This window comes from Desulfocicer vacuolatum DSM 3385 (genome assembly GCF_900176365.1).
Taxonomy (GTDB): domain Bacteria; phylum Desulfobacterota; class Desulfobacteria; order Desulfobacterales; family Desulfobacteraceae; genus Desulfocicer; species Desulfocicer vacuolatum.
Map to the genome: position 1 here is coordinate 209949 of NZ_FWXY01000004.1, position 17092 is coordinate 227040.

Below are 17092 nucleotides of genomic sequence, written 5' to 3' on the forward strand. Positions count from 1 at the left end.
TGTACATGGTGCTGCATGTTTTTTGTGGCGGTTTCAGCAGTGGAAAATGGGCAGTTTAATTATGTTCCAGGTGGGCAGGTTGGTGATGATTTTCACCACTGTTGTGGGGCACCATGGGTATCATTACTTCATAATTACTTGTAGTAAAAGTGAAAGTCAAGTGATGATCCGTAAAAATGTGGAGAAAAAGATGTTATGACGACCTATCCGGGAGTACTTTTAAAATCATCCAGCCTGTTTGCCAAAAAAGAGCTGGGGCAGAATTTTCTGGCAGATCCCCAGGCCGCGGCCATGATTGTCCAGCGTGCCGGTATTAAAAAAGAGGACACTGTGCTGGAGATCGGGCCTGGACTTGGGGCACTCACTGTGCACATTGCCAGACAGGCTCACAAGGTGTATGCCGTGGAAAAGGATACCCGGCTGATTCCCCTGATCACAGGGGAACTGGAACAGGAAGGGGTGGATAATGTCACCTTGATCAATAAAGATATTTTTAAGGTGGACATCAGACAATTGGCCGGGGACGGGAAGCTTCTGGTCATTGGAAATCTGCCCTATAATATCTCTTCCCAGGTGCTTTTTCAGCTGGTGGAAAACAGAGATGTTGTTCCCCGGGCCATCCTGATGTTCCAGAAAGAGCTGGCCCAGAGAATTGTGGCCCCCCCGGGGGGGCGGGATTATGGACGACTTTCCGTGGTGATGCAGTACTGCTCCCGGGTGTCCACGGTCACCGATGTGGGAGGACAGCTTTTTTTCCCTAAACCTGAAGTGGAATCCCGGGTGGTGGCGGTTGATTTTTTTGATACCATCCAGTTTCCACAGGATCAGGAAAAATATCTGTTTCGGGTGGTGAAGGCTGCTTTTTCCAAACGCCGGAAAACCCTTAGAAACTCACTGGCCGGGGCAGAGCTGGGTATTAACACCACCCAGGCGGCCCAGGCCCTGGAAGGGGCAGGCATTGATCCTGTGCGACGGGCAGAAACCCTCACTGTTGAAGAATTTATTGCTCTTTTTAAGGTGTGTCGAGACAGTTTCATATAAAACCGCCACGGGCGGACCGTATTCTGATCCGGCGCTGCCCACAACAAAGCTTGAAATACGCCTTATATTTTCGGAGTATTTTATATAAAACGGGCATCTCCTGTCGGACACAACAAATATAGGGTCGTAGACGCGGAGTCAAATGGTATTATACCGCCGTCCCCCCCGATGGGCAATGGGCCCGGACCGGAACTGTAGACAGCTCAATTGTCCGGTTCCTATTGCCCATCGGGGGGGCGGCTCTGCTGAGGTAGACCTGGAGGCTACCTTGTCATATAAAAAAATATAAAAATTCAGGAAAAAAATTATGATACGAGCAAATAGACATTATGAAAAATTAAAAGCATCTTACCTTTTTTCAGACATTGCCAAACGCGTGGCAGCCTACCAGGAAGAAAATCCCGATAAAGAGGTGATCCGTCTTGGCATCGGAGATGTGACAAGGGCATTGCCCAATGCCTGCATTGAAGGCTTTCACAAAGGCGTGGATGAGATGGCAGATGATGCCACTTTCCGGGGATATGGACCGGAGCAGGGATATGATTTCTTGCGGGAAAAAATTGCCAAATTTGATTTCCACAGCCGTGGAGCCGACATTGATGCTGATGAGATTTTTGTCAGTGACGGGGCCAAATGTGATTGCGGTAATTTCCAGGAGCTGTTTGCCCAGGATATTAAAATAGCCATCCCCGATCCCGTGTATCCTGTATATCTCGATACCAATGTCATGGCAGGCCGCACCGGTATTTTTGAGGACGGCAGGTATCAGGGCATTGTTTATCTGGAATCCACCCGGGAAAATAATTTTCTGCCGGAGTTGCCCAAAGAGCCTGTGGATCTTATCTATCTTTGCTTTCCCAACAACCCCACCGGCACCACCATCACCAAGGCAGGCCTTAAAGAGTGGGTGGATTATGCCAGGGATAATAAGGCCTTGATTCTCTTTGATGCCGCCTATGAAGCCTTTATCCGGGATGAGGACCTGCCCCATTCCATCTATGAAATTGAAGGGGCAGAACAAGTGGCTGTGGAGTTTAGAAGTTATTCCAAAACAGCGGGTTTCACCGGCACCAGATGCGCCTACACCGTGGTACCAAAGGCGTGCATGGTTTATGATGATGCCGGAGAAAAGGTCTCCTTGCACGCCCTGTGGAATCGACGTCACTGCACCAAGTTTAATGGGGTCTCCTACCCCGTGCAAAAGGCAGTGGAAGCGGTGTATTCCCAGGAAGGTCAGATCCAGGTCAAAGCTTTGGTTTCCTATTATCTGAAAAATGCCGAACTCATCCGCATGGCCATGGAAGAACTGGGCTTTACCTTTGTGGGGGGGGATAACTCTCCTTACATCTGGGTTGACGGCCAGGGTCGGGACTCCTGGGAGTTTTTTGATCTTTTGCTTTCCAAGGCAGGCGTTGTGTGCACCCCGGGTGCCGGGTTTGGCCGTTGTGGTCAGGGGTATATCCGTATCAGTGCCTTTAACAGCCGTGAAAATGTGGAAAAGGCAATGGTTCGCATTGCCGAGGCTTTAAAATGAACCATTTTTTCAAGGTGATGGGGCTGGACCGGGTGATGGGGCTGGTCCCCGGTTTTCCGGCCGTGCCTTTGGAAACGCTTTCCTTGTCCCGGGCATCTGCCCGGATACTGGGGGAGGATATCACTGCGGATCAAGACCTGCCGGGGTTTCGCAGATCCACCATGGATGGCTATGCTGTGCAGTCCAGGGCTACTTTTGGGGCTTCCGAGGCCAATCCTGCCTGGTTGCGCATGACAGATACCATTGCCATGGGGCAGACCCCTACCTTTTCCCTGGCATCGGATGAGGCGGCCCCCATTTCCACCGGGGGGATGCTGCCCGACGGGGCCGATAGTGTTGTTATGGTGGAGCACACCGAGCCCGTTGATGATGCCACTGTGGAAATTTATAAAAGCGTGGCACCTTTGCAGCATGTGGTGGACCGGGCCGAAGATTATGGGAAGGGGCAGGAGATCATAACGGCCGGAACCCTGATTCGTCCCCAGGAAAGTGGTGTTTTGGCAGCCCTTGGCATGACAGATGTAAAGGTGTTTAAACGTCCTGTTGTGGCCATTATTTCCACGGGGGATGAGATTGTACCGGTGGAAGAGACCCCGGCTCCGGGTAAAATCCGGGACATGAATTCCCATACCCTGGCAGGTCTTATCTCTGATGCCGGTGGCATTCCCATGCAACTGGGTATTGTCAAGGACAACAGGGATGATCTTTTTGAGGCCTGTAGCCGGGCCGTGGCCCAGGCGGACATGGTGTTGATTTCCGGGGGCAGCTCCGTGGGCATGAGGGATTTTACAGTGGATGTACTTTCTGATCTTCCCCAGACAGAGCTTTTGGTCCATGGTATTTCCATCAGTCCGGGGAAACCCACCATTCTGGCCCGTGCCGGGCAAAAACCGGTGTGGGGACTTCCCGGCCATGTGGTGTCTGCCATGGTGGTGTTCAAGGTGGTGGTGTTGCCATTTTTAAAAAAAATAATGGGAAAAAAGGACTGGGCCGACCAGGGCCTTACCATACCTGCCACGCTCACCCGCAATGTGGCTTCAGCCCAGGGGCGCACGGATTTTGTTCGGGTGGATTTACAGGAAAGAGACGGCAAGCTTTATGCGGTTCCGGTGCTGGGTAAGTCCGGTCTTATTCGCACCATGGTCATGGCCCGGGCCCTTCTTGAAATTGGAGAAAATGTGGAAGGTGTGGAAAAGGACACCAGGGTCAATGTGCTGCCCATGTGATAGAGGGCTTGAATAAATTTTCATCGTGCCTGCCGGGGCATGCTCCAAAATAACGGTTTTGTCCCGGCGAACACAACGAATATTGAAAATGGTATTATACCGCCACAGGCGGACCATATTCTGATCCGGTTCCACCCACAACAAAGCTTGAAATACGCCTCTGATTCACGGAGTATTTCATATAAGAAAAGTGTAGAGAAAAAAATGACTGTAAAACGAAATGTATATCTGGACATGAAATCCGTTGAAACGGCGAAAAACATTCTCTTTGATGCCTTTCCTCCCACAGGAGAGGTGGCGTGGGAGGAGATTAACTCCTGCGATGCCCTGGGCAGGGTTCTGGCTGAGCCTGCAGTGGCAGGTCTGTCTTCACCCAATTTCCATGCAGCTGCCATGGACGGCATTGCCGTGGATGCCATAAATACCTTTGGGGCCAGTGAAGAATCCCCCAGATCCCTGGTGCCGGGTAAGGATATGTTCTGGATCAATACCGGTCATGTGATGCCCGAAGGCACCAATGCGGTGATCATGATTGAGTATGTTCATAAAATGGATGAGAACTTGGTGGAGATTGAGGTTCCGGCGTTTCCATGGCAGAATGTGAGAAAAATGGGTGAAGACATTGTGGCCACAGAACTTCTTTTCCCCCGGGGGCATCAGATTTCTCCCTATTCAGTGGGGGCGCTTATTGCAGGTGGGGTGTTTTCCGTTAAGGTTCGCAAACAACCCAAGGTAATGATTATTCCCACAGGGAATGAATTGGTTACCTGGGAAACAGCCAGGGACAAGGGGCTTACCCCGGGGGATGTCATTGAGTCCAACTCCTCGGTGCTTCTTTCCCTTTGCAAAGAGTATGGCTGCCGGGCCGAAAGCCGTCCCATGGTGGAAGATAAGCTTGAATGGATCACCACAGCGGTGGATGAAGCCACAAAATCCGATTATGACATGATCATGATTATTGGCGGCTCTTCTGCCGGTTCCATGGATTTTGCCCGGCCGGTGATCTCCACCCTGGGGGAGGTGTTTGTCCATGGGGTGACCATGATGCCTGGAAAACCCGTGCTTTTTGGAAAGGTGAACCAAAAACCGGTGTTTGGTATTCCAGGCTACCCTGTGTCTGCCATTGTGGCCTTTGAACAGCTGGCAGGTCCTCTGCTTTTGACAATGCAGGGCCGGGGAGTCATGGATCGGGATATTGTGAAGGTACAGCCAGCCCGGAAGATGGCCTCAAAACTTGGCATGGAAGAATTTTTACGGGTGAAAATCGGTGCTGTGGATGATCGCCTCATTGCCTCCCAGCTTCCCCGGGGGGCTGGCAGTATCACCACCATCACCGAGGCGGACGGTATTATCCGTATTCCCACCCATGTGGAGGGCATTGCCGAGGGAGAAATCGTCACAGCAGAGCTGTTAAGACCCCTGGAATCCATTAAAAATACAGTGGTGATCACCGGCTCCCATGACAACACACTGGATGTTCTGGCCGATCACATCCGTCGAACCAATCCGGAAGTCAGTATTTCCTCAAGCCATGTGGGCAGCATGGGGGGGCTCATGGCCATTAAAAAAGGCAGCTGCCACATGGGCGGTGCCCATCTGCTTGCCCCGGAGGACGGCTCCTATAATATTTCCTATCTTAAAAAATATTTGCCTGATACCAAGGTGCATCTGGTCAATCTTGTGATGAGAGAGCAGGGATTGATCGTGCCCAGGGGCAATCCTCAAGAAATCAAAGGGGTGTTGGATGTGGCGGAAAAGTCTCTTGCTTTCATCAATCGTCAGCCCGGTTCCGGCACCCGGATTCTGTTTGATTACCAGCTTGATAAGCTTGGCCTTACCCGGGATCAGATCAAGGGATATACCAACGAAGAGTACACCCACATGTCCGTGGCTGTGGCGGTGCTGTCCGGCCGGGCAGATGCCGGTCTTGGTATCTATGCGGCGGCCAAGGCCCTGGATCTGGATTTTATCCCGGTGATTACTGAATCCTATGATCTGGTGATTCCGGATCGGTTTTTTGCCACAGACAAGGTGCAGGTGTTGCTCAATACCATTGCTTCCAGTCAGTTTAAAAAACGGGTGGCGGCCCTTGGCGGATACGGTACGGAAAAAACCGGGGATGTCCTTTGGAAAAATTGATGGCTTTAAGCGTCTGTTTAAGAATTATTTCCAAGGGGTGGATTTGAGCAATTTTGCCGGAGATATGTCTGCTTTAAGCCAGATCAGCCCTTTTAAAATGCTTTTTAAGCACAATGTGGTATTTTATTAAACCGATCTTAAGATGGTTTTGTACAAACAAGGGCAGGGGAGCTCACATGACCGGTCACATCAACAAAATAAAAACGTATCTGCTGCTCTTGTTTGTTTTTTTTGTCGTCATTGCAGGGGGATCTGTTTGCCTGGGTGCCGGGGGGATTTATTCCTGGATCGATAAGCAGGGGATTAGACATTACAGCAATGTGGCCCCTTCCACCTCCGGTGTAAATGTGGAATCGTTTCCGGAAGATGGCGCAAAATATCAAAGCCTTCCCAGCGGTACCCGGGATGGGATTCTTTTTAAGGCTGTAAAAATATATGATGGCGATTCTTTAAAAGTCTCCGGCGCAGGTTTAACGCTCATGGTTCGTCTGGTGGGCATTGATGCCCCGGAGACCGGTGGGGGAAAACATTCTCCCCAGCCCTTCAGCCGCAAGGCAAAAAATGCCTTTTCCCGGATGATCTCCCATACCCCTTTTACCCTGAAAAGTTATGGCACCGGAGGATATAACAGGGTTCTGGCAGAGCTGTTTGTGGGAAATCAAAACATTAATCTTCAATTGATTCGCCAGGGACTTGCCGAGGTGTACCGGGGAAAAATGCAGCCGGGGCTTGATAAAAAAGCGTACCTTGCTGCACAGAAAGAAGCAAGATTACACCGCAGGGGAATTTGGTCCCTGGGAAAAGCCTATGAAAGCCCGCGCTTGTGGCGAAGAAAACACCCCAGAAATTAGAACCGCAGATGAAATAATTCGAACGAAACAGCTTGCCTTTTGGCCCATCTACTGAGTTGCATTAAAGGCCAAATTAAACCTTTAATGCGCCTTGTGGATGAACCAAAATTTTGCGTTATTTCTGTAGTCCTTAGTAATTTGAAAATTTAGGTTTTGGGTTGAATCGCTCCAACGCCTGCATCCTCGTTCATTCTGTCCAGTCGGCGGTTCCGGGCCGGTTCCACATCCTCCCGGGAAGGCCAGGTGCCAAACCGTACCTTGGAAACAAGGCGGCGAAAATCATTTAAAATCATCAATAGATTGGGAATCAACACCAGGGTCAACAGCGTGGCAAAGGCCACCCCCCCAGCCAGGGACAGGGCCATGGGGATGAGAAATTTTGCCTGGAGGTCCGTCTCCATGATCAACGGGGCAAGCCCCCCCACTGTACTCAGGGTGGTGAGCAAAATGGCCCGGAATCGTCGTCTTCCCCCCATCAGCAGAGCCTCTTCAAAGGGCATGCCTTCAGCAAGGTTTTCATTGATGCGTTCAATGAGCACAATGGCATCATTGACCACCACCCCGGTGAGGGCCACCATGCCGAAAATACTCATCAAAGACAGATCATATCCCAATGCCAGATGCCCCAGAATGGCTCCGATAATGCCAAAGGGTACGGTGATCAGGATCACAAAGGGTTGAACATAGGAGCGAAACATGGTGGCAATGATGATAAAAATACCCACTATGGCCATGGGAAAGCCCACCATGAGGCTGGAAAAGGACTCCCGCATTTTTTTCTTTTCCCCCTGAAGGGAAATGTATAGCCCGGGATATTTTTTATTCAGGGATTTAAAATAGCCGGAGGAGAGCTCTGCCATGATTTCATTGGCATTGGCCCGGTTGTTGTCCACATCTGCACTCACCGCCACCCGGCGCATGCCGTTGGTACGGGTGATGGTGGAATAGCCCGGTCCGAATGCCACGGTGGCAACAGATAATAAAGGCACTTCCCGGCCCTGGGGGGTGCGGATGCGAATTTTTTTAAAATCCGATAAACGGCTGCGCTCTTTTTCGGTGTATCGCACCATGATTTTAACATCATCCCGGCCCCGTTGGAGACGCACCGCCTCCTGGCCGAAATATCCGGCATACACCTGGCGGGCCAGTGCTTCCACTGTAAGGCCAAGGCTCCGGGCCTCGGGTTTTAATGCCAGGCGCAGCTCATTTTTACCCGGTGAAAAATCCGATCGAATCTGAAAAACTCCGTCAAAGGAGGCCAGTCGGTCCTGGAGATCCCGGGAGGCCTTTCGAATGGCATCCATGTCATGGCCTTGTATCCACACCTCAATGGGGGCCCCGGGGGGGCCTGCTGCCATGCCCTCAAAGGTGAGGGATTTTACACCGGCAATGGTCCCCACCTCTTTTTCCCACATCACCATAATCTCTTTTGAGTGGATGCCCCGCTTTTCCGAGGGCAGTAGCACGGCGTGCATGCTTCCGTAATTGGGACCGAAGCTTGGCATCTCCCCGGCGGTGACCCCCACCAGCACCAGGCTTTTTTTCAGCAGGGGTTCTCCGGAAAGGGTATTGATTTTTCCATTGAGACGAATCATGGCCGCCTCCACCTGTTCCATGGCCGCCTGGGTCACTTCCGGCGGGGTGCCATTGGGGAATTCCACGGTGGAGGTAATGATAAAACCGTCCAGATCGGAAAATACCTTGAATTTAAGCAGCCCCCCCTGCATGAATCCCAATATCACCATGAAAAGGGCAAGGGCAGAACACAAGGATAGATATCGCCAGCGAAGGGCCTTGGTCAAAAAGGGAGAATACACCCTGAGCACAAACCACTCAAGCCCCCGGGCCACAGCGCTGTGAAGTTTTGTGATCCATGAAAAAAGAAATATCCGGGTTGTTTTTTTAGGAGCATTGGGGTCGGGCAAATGGCTTAAATGGGCAGGTAATAGAACAAGACACTCCACAAGGGAGATCACAAGGCAGGCAATGACCACCACCGGAAGAATGGAGATGAATTTTCCCATGATGCCGCTGATGTAGGCCAGGGGTGAAAATGCCACAATGGTGGTGATAACAGCCGCCACCACAGGCATACCCACCTCCCACACCCCTTCAACTGCAGCTTTTAAAGGAGGTTCTCCATGTTTGCGATGGACAAAGATCGCCTCTCCCACCACAATGGCATCATCCACCACAATCCCCAGCACCATGATAAGTCCGAACAGGGAGATCATGTTAATGGTCCCCCCCAGGAGCCACAGAATCACCACACCGCCCCCAAGGGATATGGGAATACCCATGCCGGCCCAGAAACTGAGACGAATATCCAGAAACAGCCACAACAGAAAAAATACCAGGCCAAGGCCGATGATGCCGTTTTTCATCAAAAGATCAATGCGGTCCTGGAGCATGTCTGTGGCATCATAAATCACGGAGATTTCAGCGCCGGGGGGAAGAATTTTTTGTTTTTCAATGACAAATTTGTGAACGGCCCGGGAAATCACCAGGGCATCTTCTGCCTGGGTTTTCAGCACATTGATGAGCACCGCAGGCCTTCCATCCACCCTGGCCCTGATGGGGTCCTGGGCAAATCCGTCATCAATTTTTGCCAGCCGGTCCAGTGTGATGCGTTCCCCATCCGGACCTGCCAGCACCACAATGTCGGCAAGATCCCGGCCGGTGTATTTTCGACCCAGGGTGCGCACCCGGATCTCTTCTCCCTGGGTGCGAAGGGTGCCCCCGGCCAGGTTTATATTGCTTTTTTGCACCGCAGACACCACCCGGTCAAAGGTGAGACCATATTCCCGCAAGCGTGATTCCGACACCTCAATGCCGATCTCATAGTCCCGGGTGCCGGAGATGGTGGCCTGGGACACCTGGGGCAGCTGCTGGATTTCGTCCTCCATGCCATAGGCCCACTCCTTGAGGCGTCGTTCAGACATATCTGCGGACAAGGCCAGCATGAGCACCGATTCTTTCAGGGTGATTTCTGAAATAACGGGCTCTTCGGCATCCACGGGAAAGGTGGAGATACCGTCCACCTTGCTTCGGACTTTGTCCAGCACCTCCTGGACATCATAATTTTCATCCACCTCTATCTGGGCCGTGGCAATGTTTTCTGAGGAGCGGGTGGTGTATTGATCAATGCCCTCAATTTCTTCAATGGCCTCTTCTATCTTGCGACTGATGCCCTCTTCGGTCTCTTCTGGATCAGCCCCGGGGTAGGGTACGGAGATGGAGATCATATCCAGGGAGAATTCGGGAAAAATTTCCCGGATCATGGAATTAAGGGCAAAGCCCGCAGCAAGAAAAATCAACAACAGTAAAATATTGGCAAAAACAGTGTTAGCGGCAAAGGCGGCAAGTATTTTTTTCATGACCCCTCCCGGGAAGAGACAATATCAAGCAGGGTGTTTTCAAGGGGGGCCACCAGACGGGTGATGATAATTTCCTGCCCCGGAGAAATACCATGGGACACATAGGTCTCTTCCCCCTGGGTCCGGGCCACGCTCACCGGCAGGGTTTTAAGACGTCCGTTTTTTACGGCATAAACGGTATTTTCAAAGGTGACGGCCCACCTGGGAAGGGCCACCACATTGTGCAATTGCTTCCCCGGTATGGCAACCCTGCAAAACATCCCCTCCACCAAAGGCAGATTTTTACCGGCCATGGCGTTCCGGGCTGGTATCCGCACAGCCACGGTGACGGTGCGGCTGGCCGGATCAAAGGCCACGGTGCGGTGCAGGTGGCCCACCCAGGCAGCTCCCCGGGGGTTTTCAGTCCAATGGATCTCCACATCAACGGGACGGATGCCGGAAAACCATGCCTGGTCAAGGGCGGTATCCTTTGTGTCAAATTCCAGCCAGTCGTTCACATCCCGGCTGTCCAGGGGAACATGGATTTCCAGCAAAGAATCATCAGCCAGGGTAAGGAGGGTTACTCCGGGGGTGGCATGGGCACCCTGTTCCACAGATACCGATTTTAATCGTCCTTTGAAGGGGGCTGTCACCCGGCATCGTTTTACATTGGCAAGGGCTGTGGAAAGGGCCGCTCTGGCCCCGGCCAGGGCGCTTTTGTTTTCCTGGATCTGAATGGGATAAATGGCCAGCATGCGGGTCATCTGATCCACAAGATCCCGGGTGGTGTTATAGGTCTGTTCTGCCCTGTCCACACTGGAACGGGTTCCCACCCGATCGTTACGAAACAAGGATGCCACCCGTTGAAATTCAGTCCCGGCCAGATCACGGTTTCGTTCCAGGGTGGCAAGGCGTTTTTTTTCCAGTTTCAGTTCTGTTGTGAGGCGGGAGATGGTTTGCTCCTGCTTTTTTACCGTGGCCCGGGCCTGGTCCAGGGCCGATTGATAGTTCACCGGGTCCACGGTGAAAAGAAGATCGCCTTTTTCAACAATTTCCCCCACCTCCAGACGGGGGTGGACGGAAACAATTTTGCCGGATACCTCCGGTGCAATGTCCAGGGTATTGAGGCAGCGTACCTCCCCAAACCCCTGGATCAATACTGCCACATTCCGGGGTTGGGCCATGAGGGTTTTAACCCGCATGATCTTTTCCGGTCGCACTGCTTCCCGGGGGGGGACCTTCATGGCTTTCAGACCCATCATGGCCCCGGCCCCGGCAATGAGAATCAATATACTGAAAAAAAACCGTACCCTTACTTTGGGAGATTTTATTTTTTCCTGCGCCATGAACTGCACCTCTTCATTTTTAATTGATCATCCACTGCCAGCACCCGGCAGTCAGAATTCAGTACCATAAATTCAGTGCAATGTCATATTTGGGTTTTGGGAAGATTGATTTTTAACAGGCAGGTGATGCAAAGCACCTGGGGATGTATCTCTTTGAATACCGGTTTTGACTATGCACTTTATTTCAAATACCCAGGAATTTTGTTTTAATTCTGTCAAAATGATCCACCAGCAATGATTTTCTCAAATCATAGGCTTGCTGGGTATTGCCCGACAAAAGTACGTCATTGACAGCACCAAATTCCTGGATAACGGAGGCGATTTCATTTTGCCAGTCGCCGCTGGCAAGGGTGATGTACCAGAGTCGAAATGTCTGTTCGTAGAGCCCCTGGGAAACTTCTGTCACCACGGGATTATTAACGGCATCGTAAAGAATGCTCCTGTATTCATGATCCAGCAGCACCAGCTTTTTTTTGTCTTTTTCCCGATTGTTGTTTTTTTCCAAAACGCCGCATGCTGCCCTTAGTTTTTCGATCTTCCGGCCATGTTCAGGGGTAAACCCTTCTGCGGCAAGTCGTCCGGCAAGCCCCTCAATTTCAAATCTTGCCCGGTAAAGGTTCATCATCTGCTGAAATTCAATTTCTGTTATCATGGTTCCGGTGCGGGCAATCACCCGGGCCAGCTTTTCCCATTCCAGACGGTTAAGGATTTCCCGCATGGGGGTCCGGCTGACGCCAAACTCCTTGGCCAGAACATTTTCGTTGAGAATTTCTCCCGGTTTGTACTCAAGGAATAAAATTCTTTCTTTTAATATTGTATAGATGGATTGGTTCATTAACTTATTATCCTTGATATGTGTATTTATTTTTTTTGTATACCATAAAAACACTACTGAAAAACAAAAGACATACCAAGCCCTCTTCTCCCTGTCAATGTCTTTATCCAATCGAAACCACTCCACTTCTTGGATTGGCAGGCGCTTTTTTCAATACACTTGATTTCTGCCATTTTGTTTGGCTCTGTACAGGTTTTGATCTGCCATTTCGATAAGAAATTCCGGTGTATATTCAATGTTGCCGTTTTCCGGGGCTGTGGTGGAAGGTATGACACCCACAGCATGATGCTGTGGAAAATCAATGGTACCCATGCCGATGCTCACGGAAATATGGGGAAATATTGTGGAGTCAATATGGGGGATTTTTTCTTTCAACACTGCTTTCCTGGCCATTTCCCCCACTTGAAGGGAGGAACGGTGGCCTGTGTCCGGCAGAATCAGAGCAAATTCTTCCCCGCCATACCGGGCCACCATATCACCGGGACGTTTTATGCTTTTTACAAGGGCCGAGGCAATGCGATACAATGTTTTATCTCCCATGGCATGGCCGTAATGGTCATTGTATTGTTTAAAAAAATCCACATCCACCATGCCAAGGGACAAGGGGGTGGCATTTCGTCTGGCCCTGGCAAATTCATTTTTCAGAACTTCATCAAACCGTCGGCGATTGGGGATTTCTGTTAGGGCATCAAGGTAGGCCAGCTTGTCCAGTAGTTTGTGCTGATGGACAAAGCGGATATAGTTGTGGATTCGCATTTTAACAATGGGGGGAGAAAAGGGTTTGGCAATATAATCCACTGCCCCCAGTTTCAGACCATGTTCTTCATCTTCCATGGAGTTCAGGGCTGTGATGAAAATCACGGGGATATCCTTTGTTTTTTCATTTTCCTTGAGTTGCTTAATTACCTCATAGCCCCCCATTTCAGGCATGATAACGTCCAGTAATATCAGATCCGGTGGCGGTTCCTGAAAGGCAAACTTAAGGGCCTGTTTGCCATTCCTGGCCAGAATTAGTGCATAGGTTTCTTTTAAAAGGTCCGCCAGTACCTTCAGGTTCATCTTTTCGTCATCCACAATCAAAATGCGCGATTTTTTATCAGTTTCCAAGGTTTCCACCTTTCATTGTTTTTACATCCGGGCTTCATGGCGTTGGGCTTTTTATTTTGCATATGGGTACTTTTTAATGCATTGTTTCATTTTGTCTGCAGCCTGTTCAAACTCAATATCATCCAGAAGGTCCATGATTTCCCGGAACAGATTCCCATGACCCCATTCATTCAAGATTTTTTCCACATCCGGCGCAAGATCCATGGCCATGAATTCTCCTTTAAGCAGAAGGGCATGGAATTCTTTGAGAATACTATGGCTTTGTTCGTCCATATCTGAGATATTCCGACCGGTTTGTCCAAGAGTATCTTTTTTTTCTTTGGAGGGATTCACACAGATAACTCTTTTTTTATCAGGCAGCTGTTCCAGGTTTTTTAGCATGATTTCAATTTCATGGATAAACCCATGAACCGGGGAAACATCCACCACCCCGGGGGATGATGGATTGTTGGGGGGTGTTTGACTCTCAGCTTCAATGCGTTTCAGGTGATTTTCCAGAGCTGAGGCTTTGTGGAACAGTTCATCTGCCGCCATATATCCGGATATACCTTTTATGGTGTGGGCGCACTCCCTGATTTTTTTGAACTTTTTTTGTTTAAGTAATTCATCCAGGTAATTGCCATGGTTTCCATAATTTTTCTTAAAATCCCGGAGAATAGTGAGCAACAGTTCCGGTTTCTGTCCCAGATTTTCAAGGGCTTTGGACAGATTGATTCCCTGTATGGAGTCCAGGATGGAATTTGGATATTCTTCCTGAGATATGTGTGTACTTTTGGGGGTATTCTCTTTGGTTGGCCCATCATTTATGCCGGGGGATGCGCTTTTTGATGTATTTTTTCGAGAAGGGGGGTGCTCCGTTTTTTTAGGGATGAAATGCTGGAGGATCTGGTATAGTTTTTGAGGGTTAACCGGTTTGTTTAAATGACCGTTCATGCCGGCTTTAAGACTTTTTTCCCGATCCCCTGCCATGGCATGGGCCGTCATGGCAATGATGGGAATCTGGTGCAGTTTTTTTTTGTTTCGAATGATTCTGGTGGTTTCCAGGCCGTCCAGTACCGGCATCTGAATATCCATGAAGATCAGATCATAGGATTTTTTTTCCATCATATCAAGGCAGGTTTGGCCATTTTCTGCAATGTCCACCTGCATACCCACATCTTCAAGAAATATACGTGCCACCTCCTGGTTGATGGCATTGTCTTCCACCAGGAGAATATGGGCTTTTCGGATGTTTTTTTGGGCGGACGCTGCAAAAGAGGCCTTGGATGGTGACCGGGATGATATGTCATGGGGCATGGGGGGGATGCCAAGGGTTTCCTGGAGGGTATTGTACATCACCGATGGATACACCGGTTTTAATAAAAAGGCTTTGATCCCGGTTTTTTGGGCTGCCATACGTGCCTCATCTCTTCCATTGGCTGTCACCATGAGCATGGCAGGAGTTTTGGCCAGAGCTCCGTTGGCTTTGATGCGGCGTGCTGTTTCAATGCCGTCCATTCCGGGCATGATCCAGTCCAGCAGTACCACATCATAGGGCATATTAGCTTTAAGGGCCTGTCCCAGGCAGTCCAGTGCCCTTTGTCCCCCGGGTGCGCTGTCCACCTGCATGCCAAAGGATTCCAGCATGGAAACCAGTAATTCCCGTGCAGAGCGATTATCATCCACCACAAGGGCCCGGTGTCCAAGCAGTCGCTTTTGCTCAGTGGCGGGGGAAGAGATCCGGTTTTGGGAGTACTGGAGTTTTACCGTAAAAATAAAGGTGGAGCCCTCCCCGGGTGTGCTCTCCACCCAGATGTTGCCCCCCATCATCCGGGTGAGCTGACTGCATATGGAAAGACCCAGGCCGGTACCCCCATATTTCCGGGTGATGGAGTCATCTGCCTGACTGAAAGCATCAAAAAGAGAATCGATTTGTTCCGAACGTAGCCCCACCCCACTGTCTTTGACGGAAAATTTTAATATAACCTGTGAATTTTGGGACAGGGAACAAGGGGACGGTTCATGGTGTTTTTCTTTTTCCAGGGGGCTTTTAATCCCCGGCCCGGGCATTGCGGTGGTGTCAAAATCATCGTGCTCTTCAAGAGTGACAGAGATAATTATTTCTCCGGATTCGGTGAATTTAATGGCATTCCCTGCCAGATTCATCAAAATTTGCCCTAAACGCAGGGGATCTCCCTTGAGACGGGAGGGAATTTTTTTGTCCAGCCGGAATAGAAATTCCAGGCCCTTGTCTTCGGCCTGGAAACCAATGGTGTTGACCAGGTTGGCCATCACCTCTTCCAGGCGAAAATCAATGGATTCAAGGGTCAATTTTCCGGCATCAATTTTGGAAAAGTCAAGTATATCATTGATCAGATTGAGAAGGGTCCGGGCAGAGGTTTGAATTTTATCAAGGTAATTTTTCTGGGTGGTGTTCAGGGATGTGTTTGCCATAAGATGGGCCATGCCGATGATGCCGTTCATGGGGGTTCTGATTTCATGGCTCATGCGGGCCAGAAAATCACCTTTGGAGGCATTGGCAGACTCTGCCGATTCCATGGCCTGGATCAATTCCTGCTTCATCTGCTTCTGGCGGCTCATGTCCATGGCTGTGAATAAATATCCCCGCATGATACCCCGGACATTGTAAAAGGGGGTGATGGATAGATTCACAGGAAGAAGTGTGCCGTTTTTACACACATAGGTCCATTCGTGGGTTTTGAAAATCTGCTGTTTTACATGCTGGGCAAAAATATCAATGGCAACGGGTTCCACGGGCATGACACCGGTTAACACATGGGCATATTGCCTTAACTCTTTTTTATCATGGATGGCTGAGATGTTTTGTGTGCCCACCATTTCTTCCCGGGAGAAGCCCAGAAGGTTGGTGGCACCGCTGTTGAAAAGGGTAATATTCCCCTCAAGGTCGGTGGATATGATGGACAACTGGGTGGCGGCATCCAGAACTGCCCGGCGCTGGGCGTTGGCGGCTTCCAGATGGTGCAGGGTTTGGTCGGTTTTTTCAAATTGTTTTACCACCAGACGGGCTGTTATGGCTGCAGCTTCCCGGGCCACTTTGATTTCCCGGCGCAGCATCTGGTTTTCTGCTTCAAGTTCTGCATTGGTTTTTTTTGTTTCCATGTACATATGCATGAACGGGTTCCCTGACATGTTGTTTTTTTTGTGATGGGGGATTATTAGTAAATTTTACCTGTTTGGTAATGTAAATGTTTGGGCAGTGCCCCATATTTACCTGTTTGAACCATGTCTTGGGCAATATCTGCGGCATGTTCAATGGTCTTTTCACTGCATTGCCCTTCCAGACCCACCAGAAAAATATCCCGGGGCAAGGGGGGGGTACATACCCGGGGCATCATGGCCAGAAGATAGGCCACACCGGCATCATGGCCGTAATGGAGGCACTGGGATGCTGTTTCTATCTGGTGCCGGGTGAGGACCACCACCCCGTCGGGGTGGGTGAATCCCGAAATTGCATCCACAAACACCACAGTTGCGACATTTTCCAGAAAACAGAGCAGATTAAGCCCTGAAATTCCCCCTTCAATGAGTTCTATTTGTTGGGGTAATTTTCTCTTAAACAGACGATCATACACTTGAAGACCGGCCCGGTCCTCTTGTTTGAGCCGATTTCCCAGACAGATGATTCTGTCTTGCATG

12 protein-coding genes are annotated in these 17092 nt (G+C 50.2%); 6 read left to right on the forward strand and 6 right to left on the reverse strand.

The window, feature by feature from the left end; genetic code table 11:
• Positions 1-195 precede the first annotated feature (195 nt).
• From rsmA to B9A32_RS05605, 6 genes are all read left to right on the forward strand, one after another.
• Positions 196-1041 (forward strand): 16S rRNA (adenine(1518)-N(6)/adenine(1519)-N(6))-dimethyltransferase RsmA, encoded by an 846-nt coding sequence (gene rsmA / locus B9A32_RS05585; RefSeq protein ID WP_084067392.1) that lies wholly within the window; start codon positions 196-198, stop codon positions 1039-1041.
• Between the two features lie 307 nt (positions 1042-1348).
• Positions 1349-2575: an LL-diaminopimelate aminotransferase gene (locus B9A32_RS05590; protein ID WP_084067393.1), complete on the forward strand. Its 1227-nt coding sequence runs from the start codon at positions 1349-1351 to the stop codon at positions 2573-2575.
• Entirely contained in the window at positions 2572-3801 is a 1230-nt protein-coding gene (locus tag B9A32_RS05595; protein WP_084067394.1) for a molybdopterin molybdotransferase MoeA, read from the forward strand. The genes B9A32_RS05590 and B9A32_RS05595 overlap by 4 nt, the downstream gene beginning before the upstream one ends.
• Before the next feature lie 204 nt (positions 3802-4005).
• On the forward strand, positions 4006-5940 hold the full coding sequence (locus tag B9A32_RS05600) for a molybdopterin biosynthesis protein (RefSeq protein ID WP_084067395.1): 1935 nt from the start codon (positions 4006-4008) through the stop codon (positions 5938-5940).
• Positions 5921-6070 (forward strand): hypothetical protein, encoded by a 150-nt coding sequence (locus tag B9A32_RS21565; protein WP_212637774.1) that lies wholly within the window; start codon positions 5921-5923, stop codon positions 6068-6070. The genes B9A32_RS05600 and B9A32_RS21565 overlap by 20 nt, the downstream gene beginning before the upstream one ends.
• 46 nt (positions 6071-6116) lie before the next feature.
• A complete protein-coding gene (locus B9A32_RS05605; RefSeq protein WP_170923715.1) occupies positions 6117-6791 on the forward strand; it encodes a thermonuclease family protein in 675 nt (224 codons plus the stop codon).
• A gap of 146 nt (positions 6792-6937) precedes the next feature.
• On the opposite strand, the gene B9A32_RS05610 is transcribed toward B9A32_RS05605, so the two are convergent.
• The 6 genes from B9A32_RS05610 to B9A32_RS05635 form a co-directional block, all read right to left on the reverse strand.
• Positions 6938-10168 carry an efflux RND transporter permease subunit gene (locus tag B9A32_RS05610; RefSeq protein WP_084067397.1) on the reverse strand — a complete coding sequence of 1077 codons (3231 nt, stop codon included), beginning with the start codon at positions 10166-10168 and terminating at the stop codon, positions 6938-6940.
• A complete protein-coding gene (locus B9A32_RS05615) occupies positions 10165-11493 on the reverse strand; it encodes an efflux RND transporter periplasmic adaptor subunit (protein WP_084067398.1) in 1329 nt (442 codons plus the stop codon). Before B9A32_RS05615 ends, B9A32_RS05610 begins: the two co-directional genes overlap by 4 nt.
• Before the next feature lie 184 nt (positions 11494-11677).
• A complete protein-coding gene (locus B9A32_RS05620; protein WP_084067399.1) occupies positions 11678-12328 on the reverse strand; it encodes a GntR family transcriptional regulator in 651 nt (216 codons plus the stop codon).
• A gap of 150 nt (positions 12329-12478) precedes the next feature.
• Complete coding sequence (locus B9A32_RS05625) at positions 12479-13435, reverse strand: GGDEF domain-containing response regulator (RefSeq protein WP_139795723.1); 957 nt, start codon at positions 13433-13435, stop codon at positions 12479-12481.
• A gap of 51 nt (positions 13436-13486) precedes the next feature.
• Positions 13487-16555: a response regulator gene (locus tag B9A32_RS05630; RefSeq protein WP_170923716.1), complete on the reverse strand. Its 3069-nt coding sequence runs from the start codon at positions 16553-16555 to the stop codon at positions 13487-13489.
• Positions 16556-16611: 56 nt separating this feature from the next.
• Positions 16612-17091 (reverse strand): hydrogenase maturation protease, encoded by a 480-nt coding sequence (locus B9A32_RS05635; RefSeq protein ID WP_084067401.1) that lies wholly within the window; start codon positions 17089-17091, stop codon positions 16612-16614.
• Position 17092: the final 1 nt, after the last annotated feature.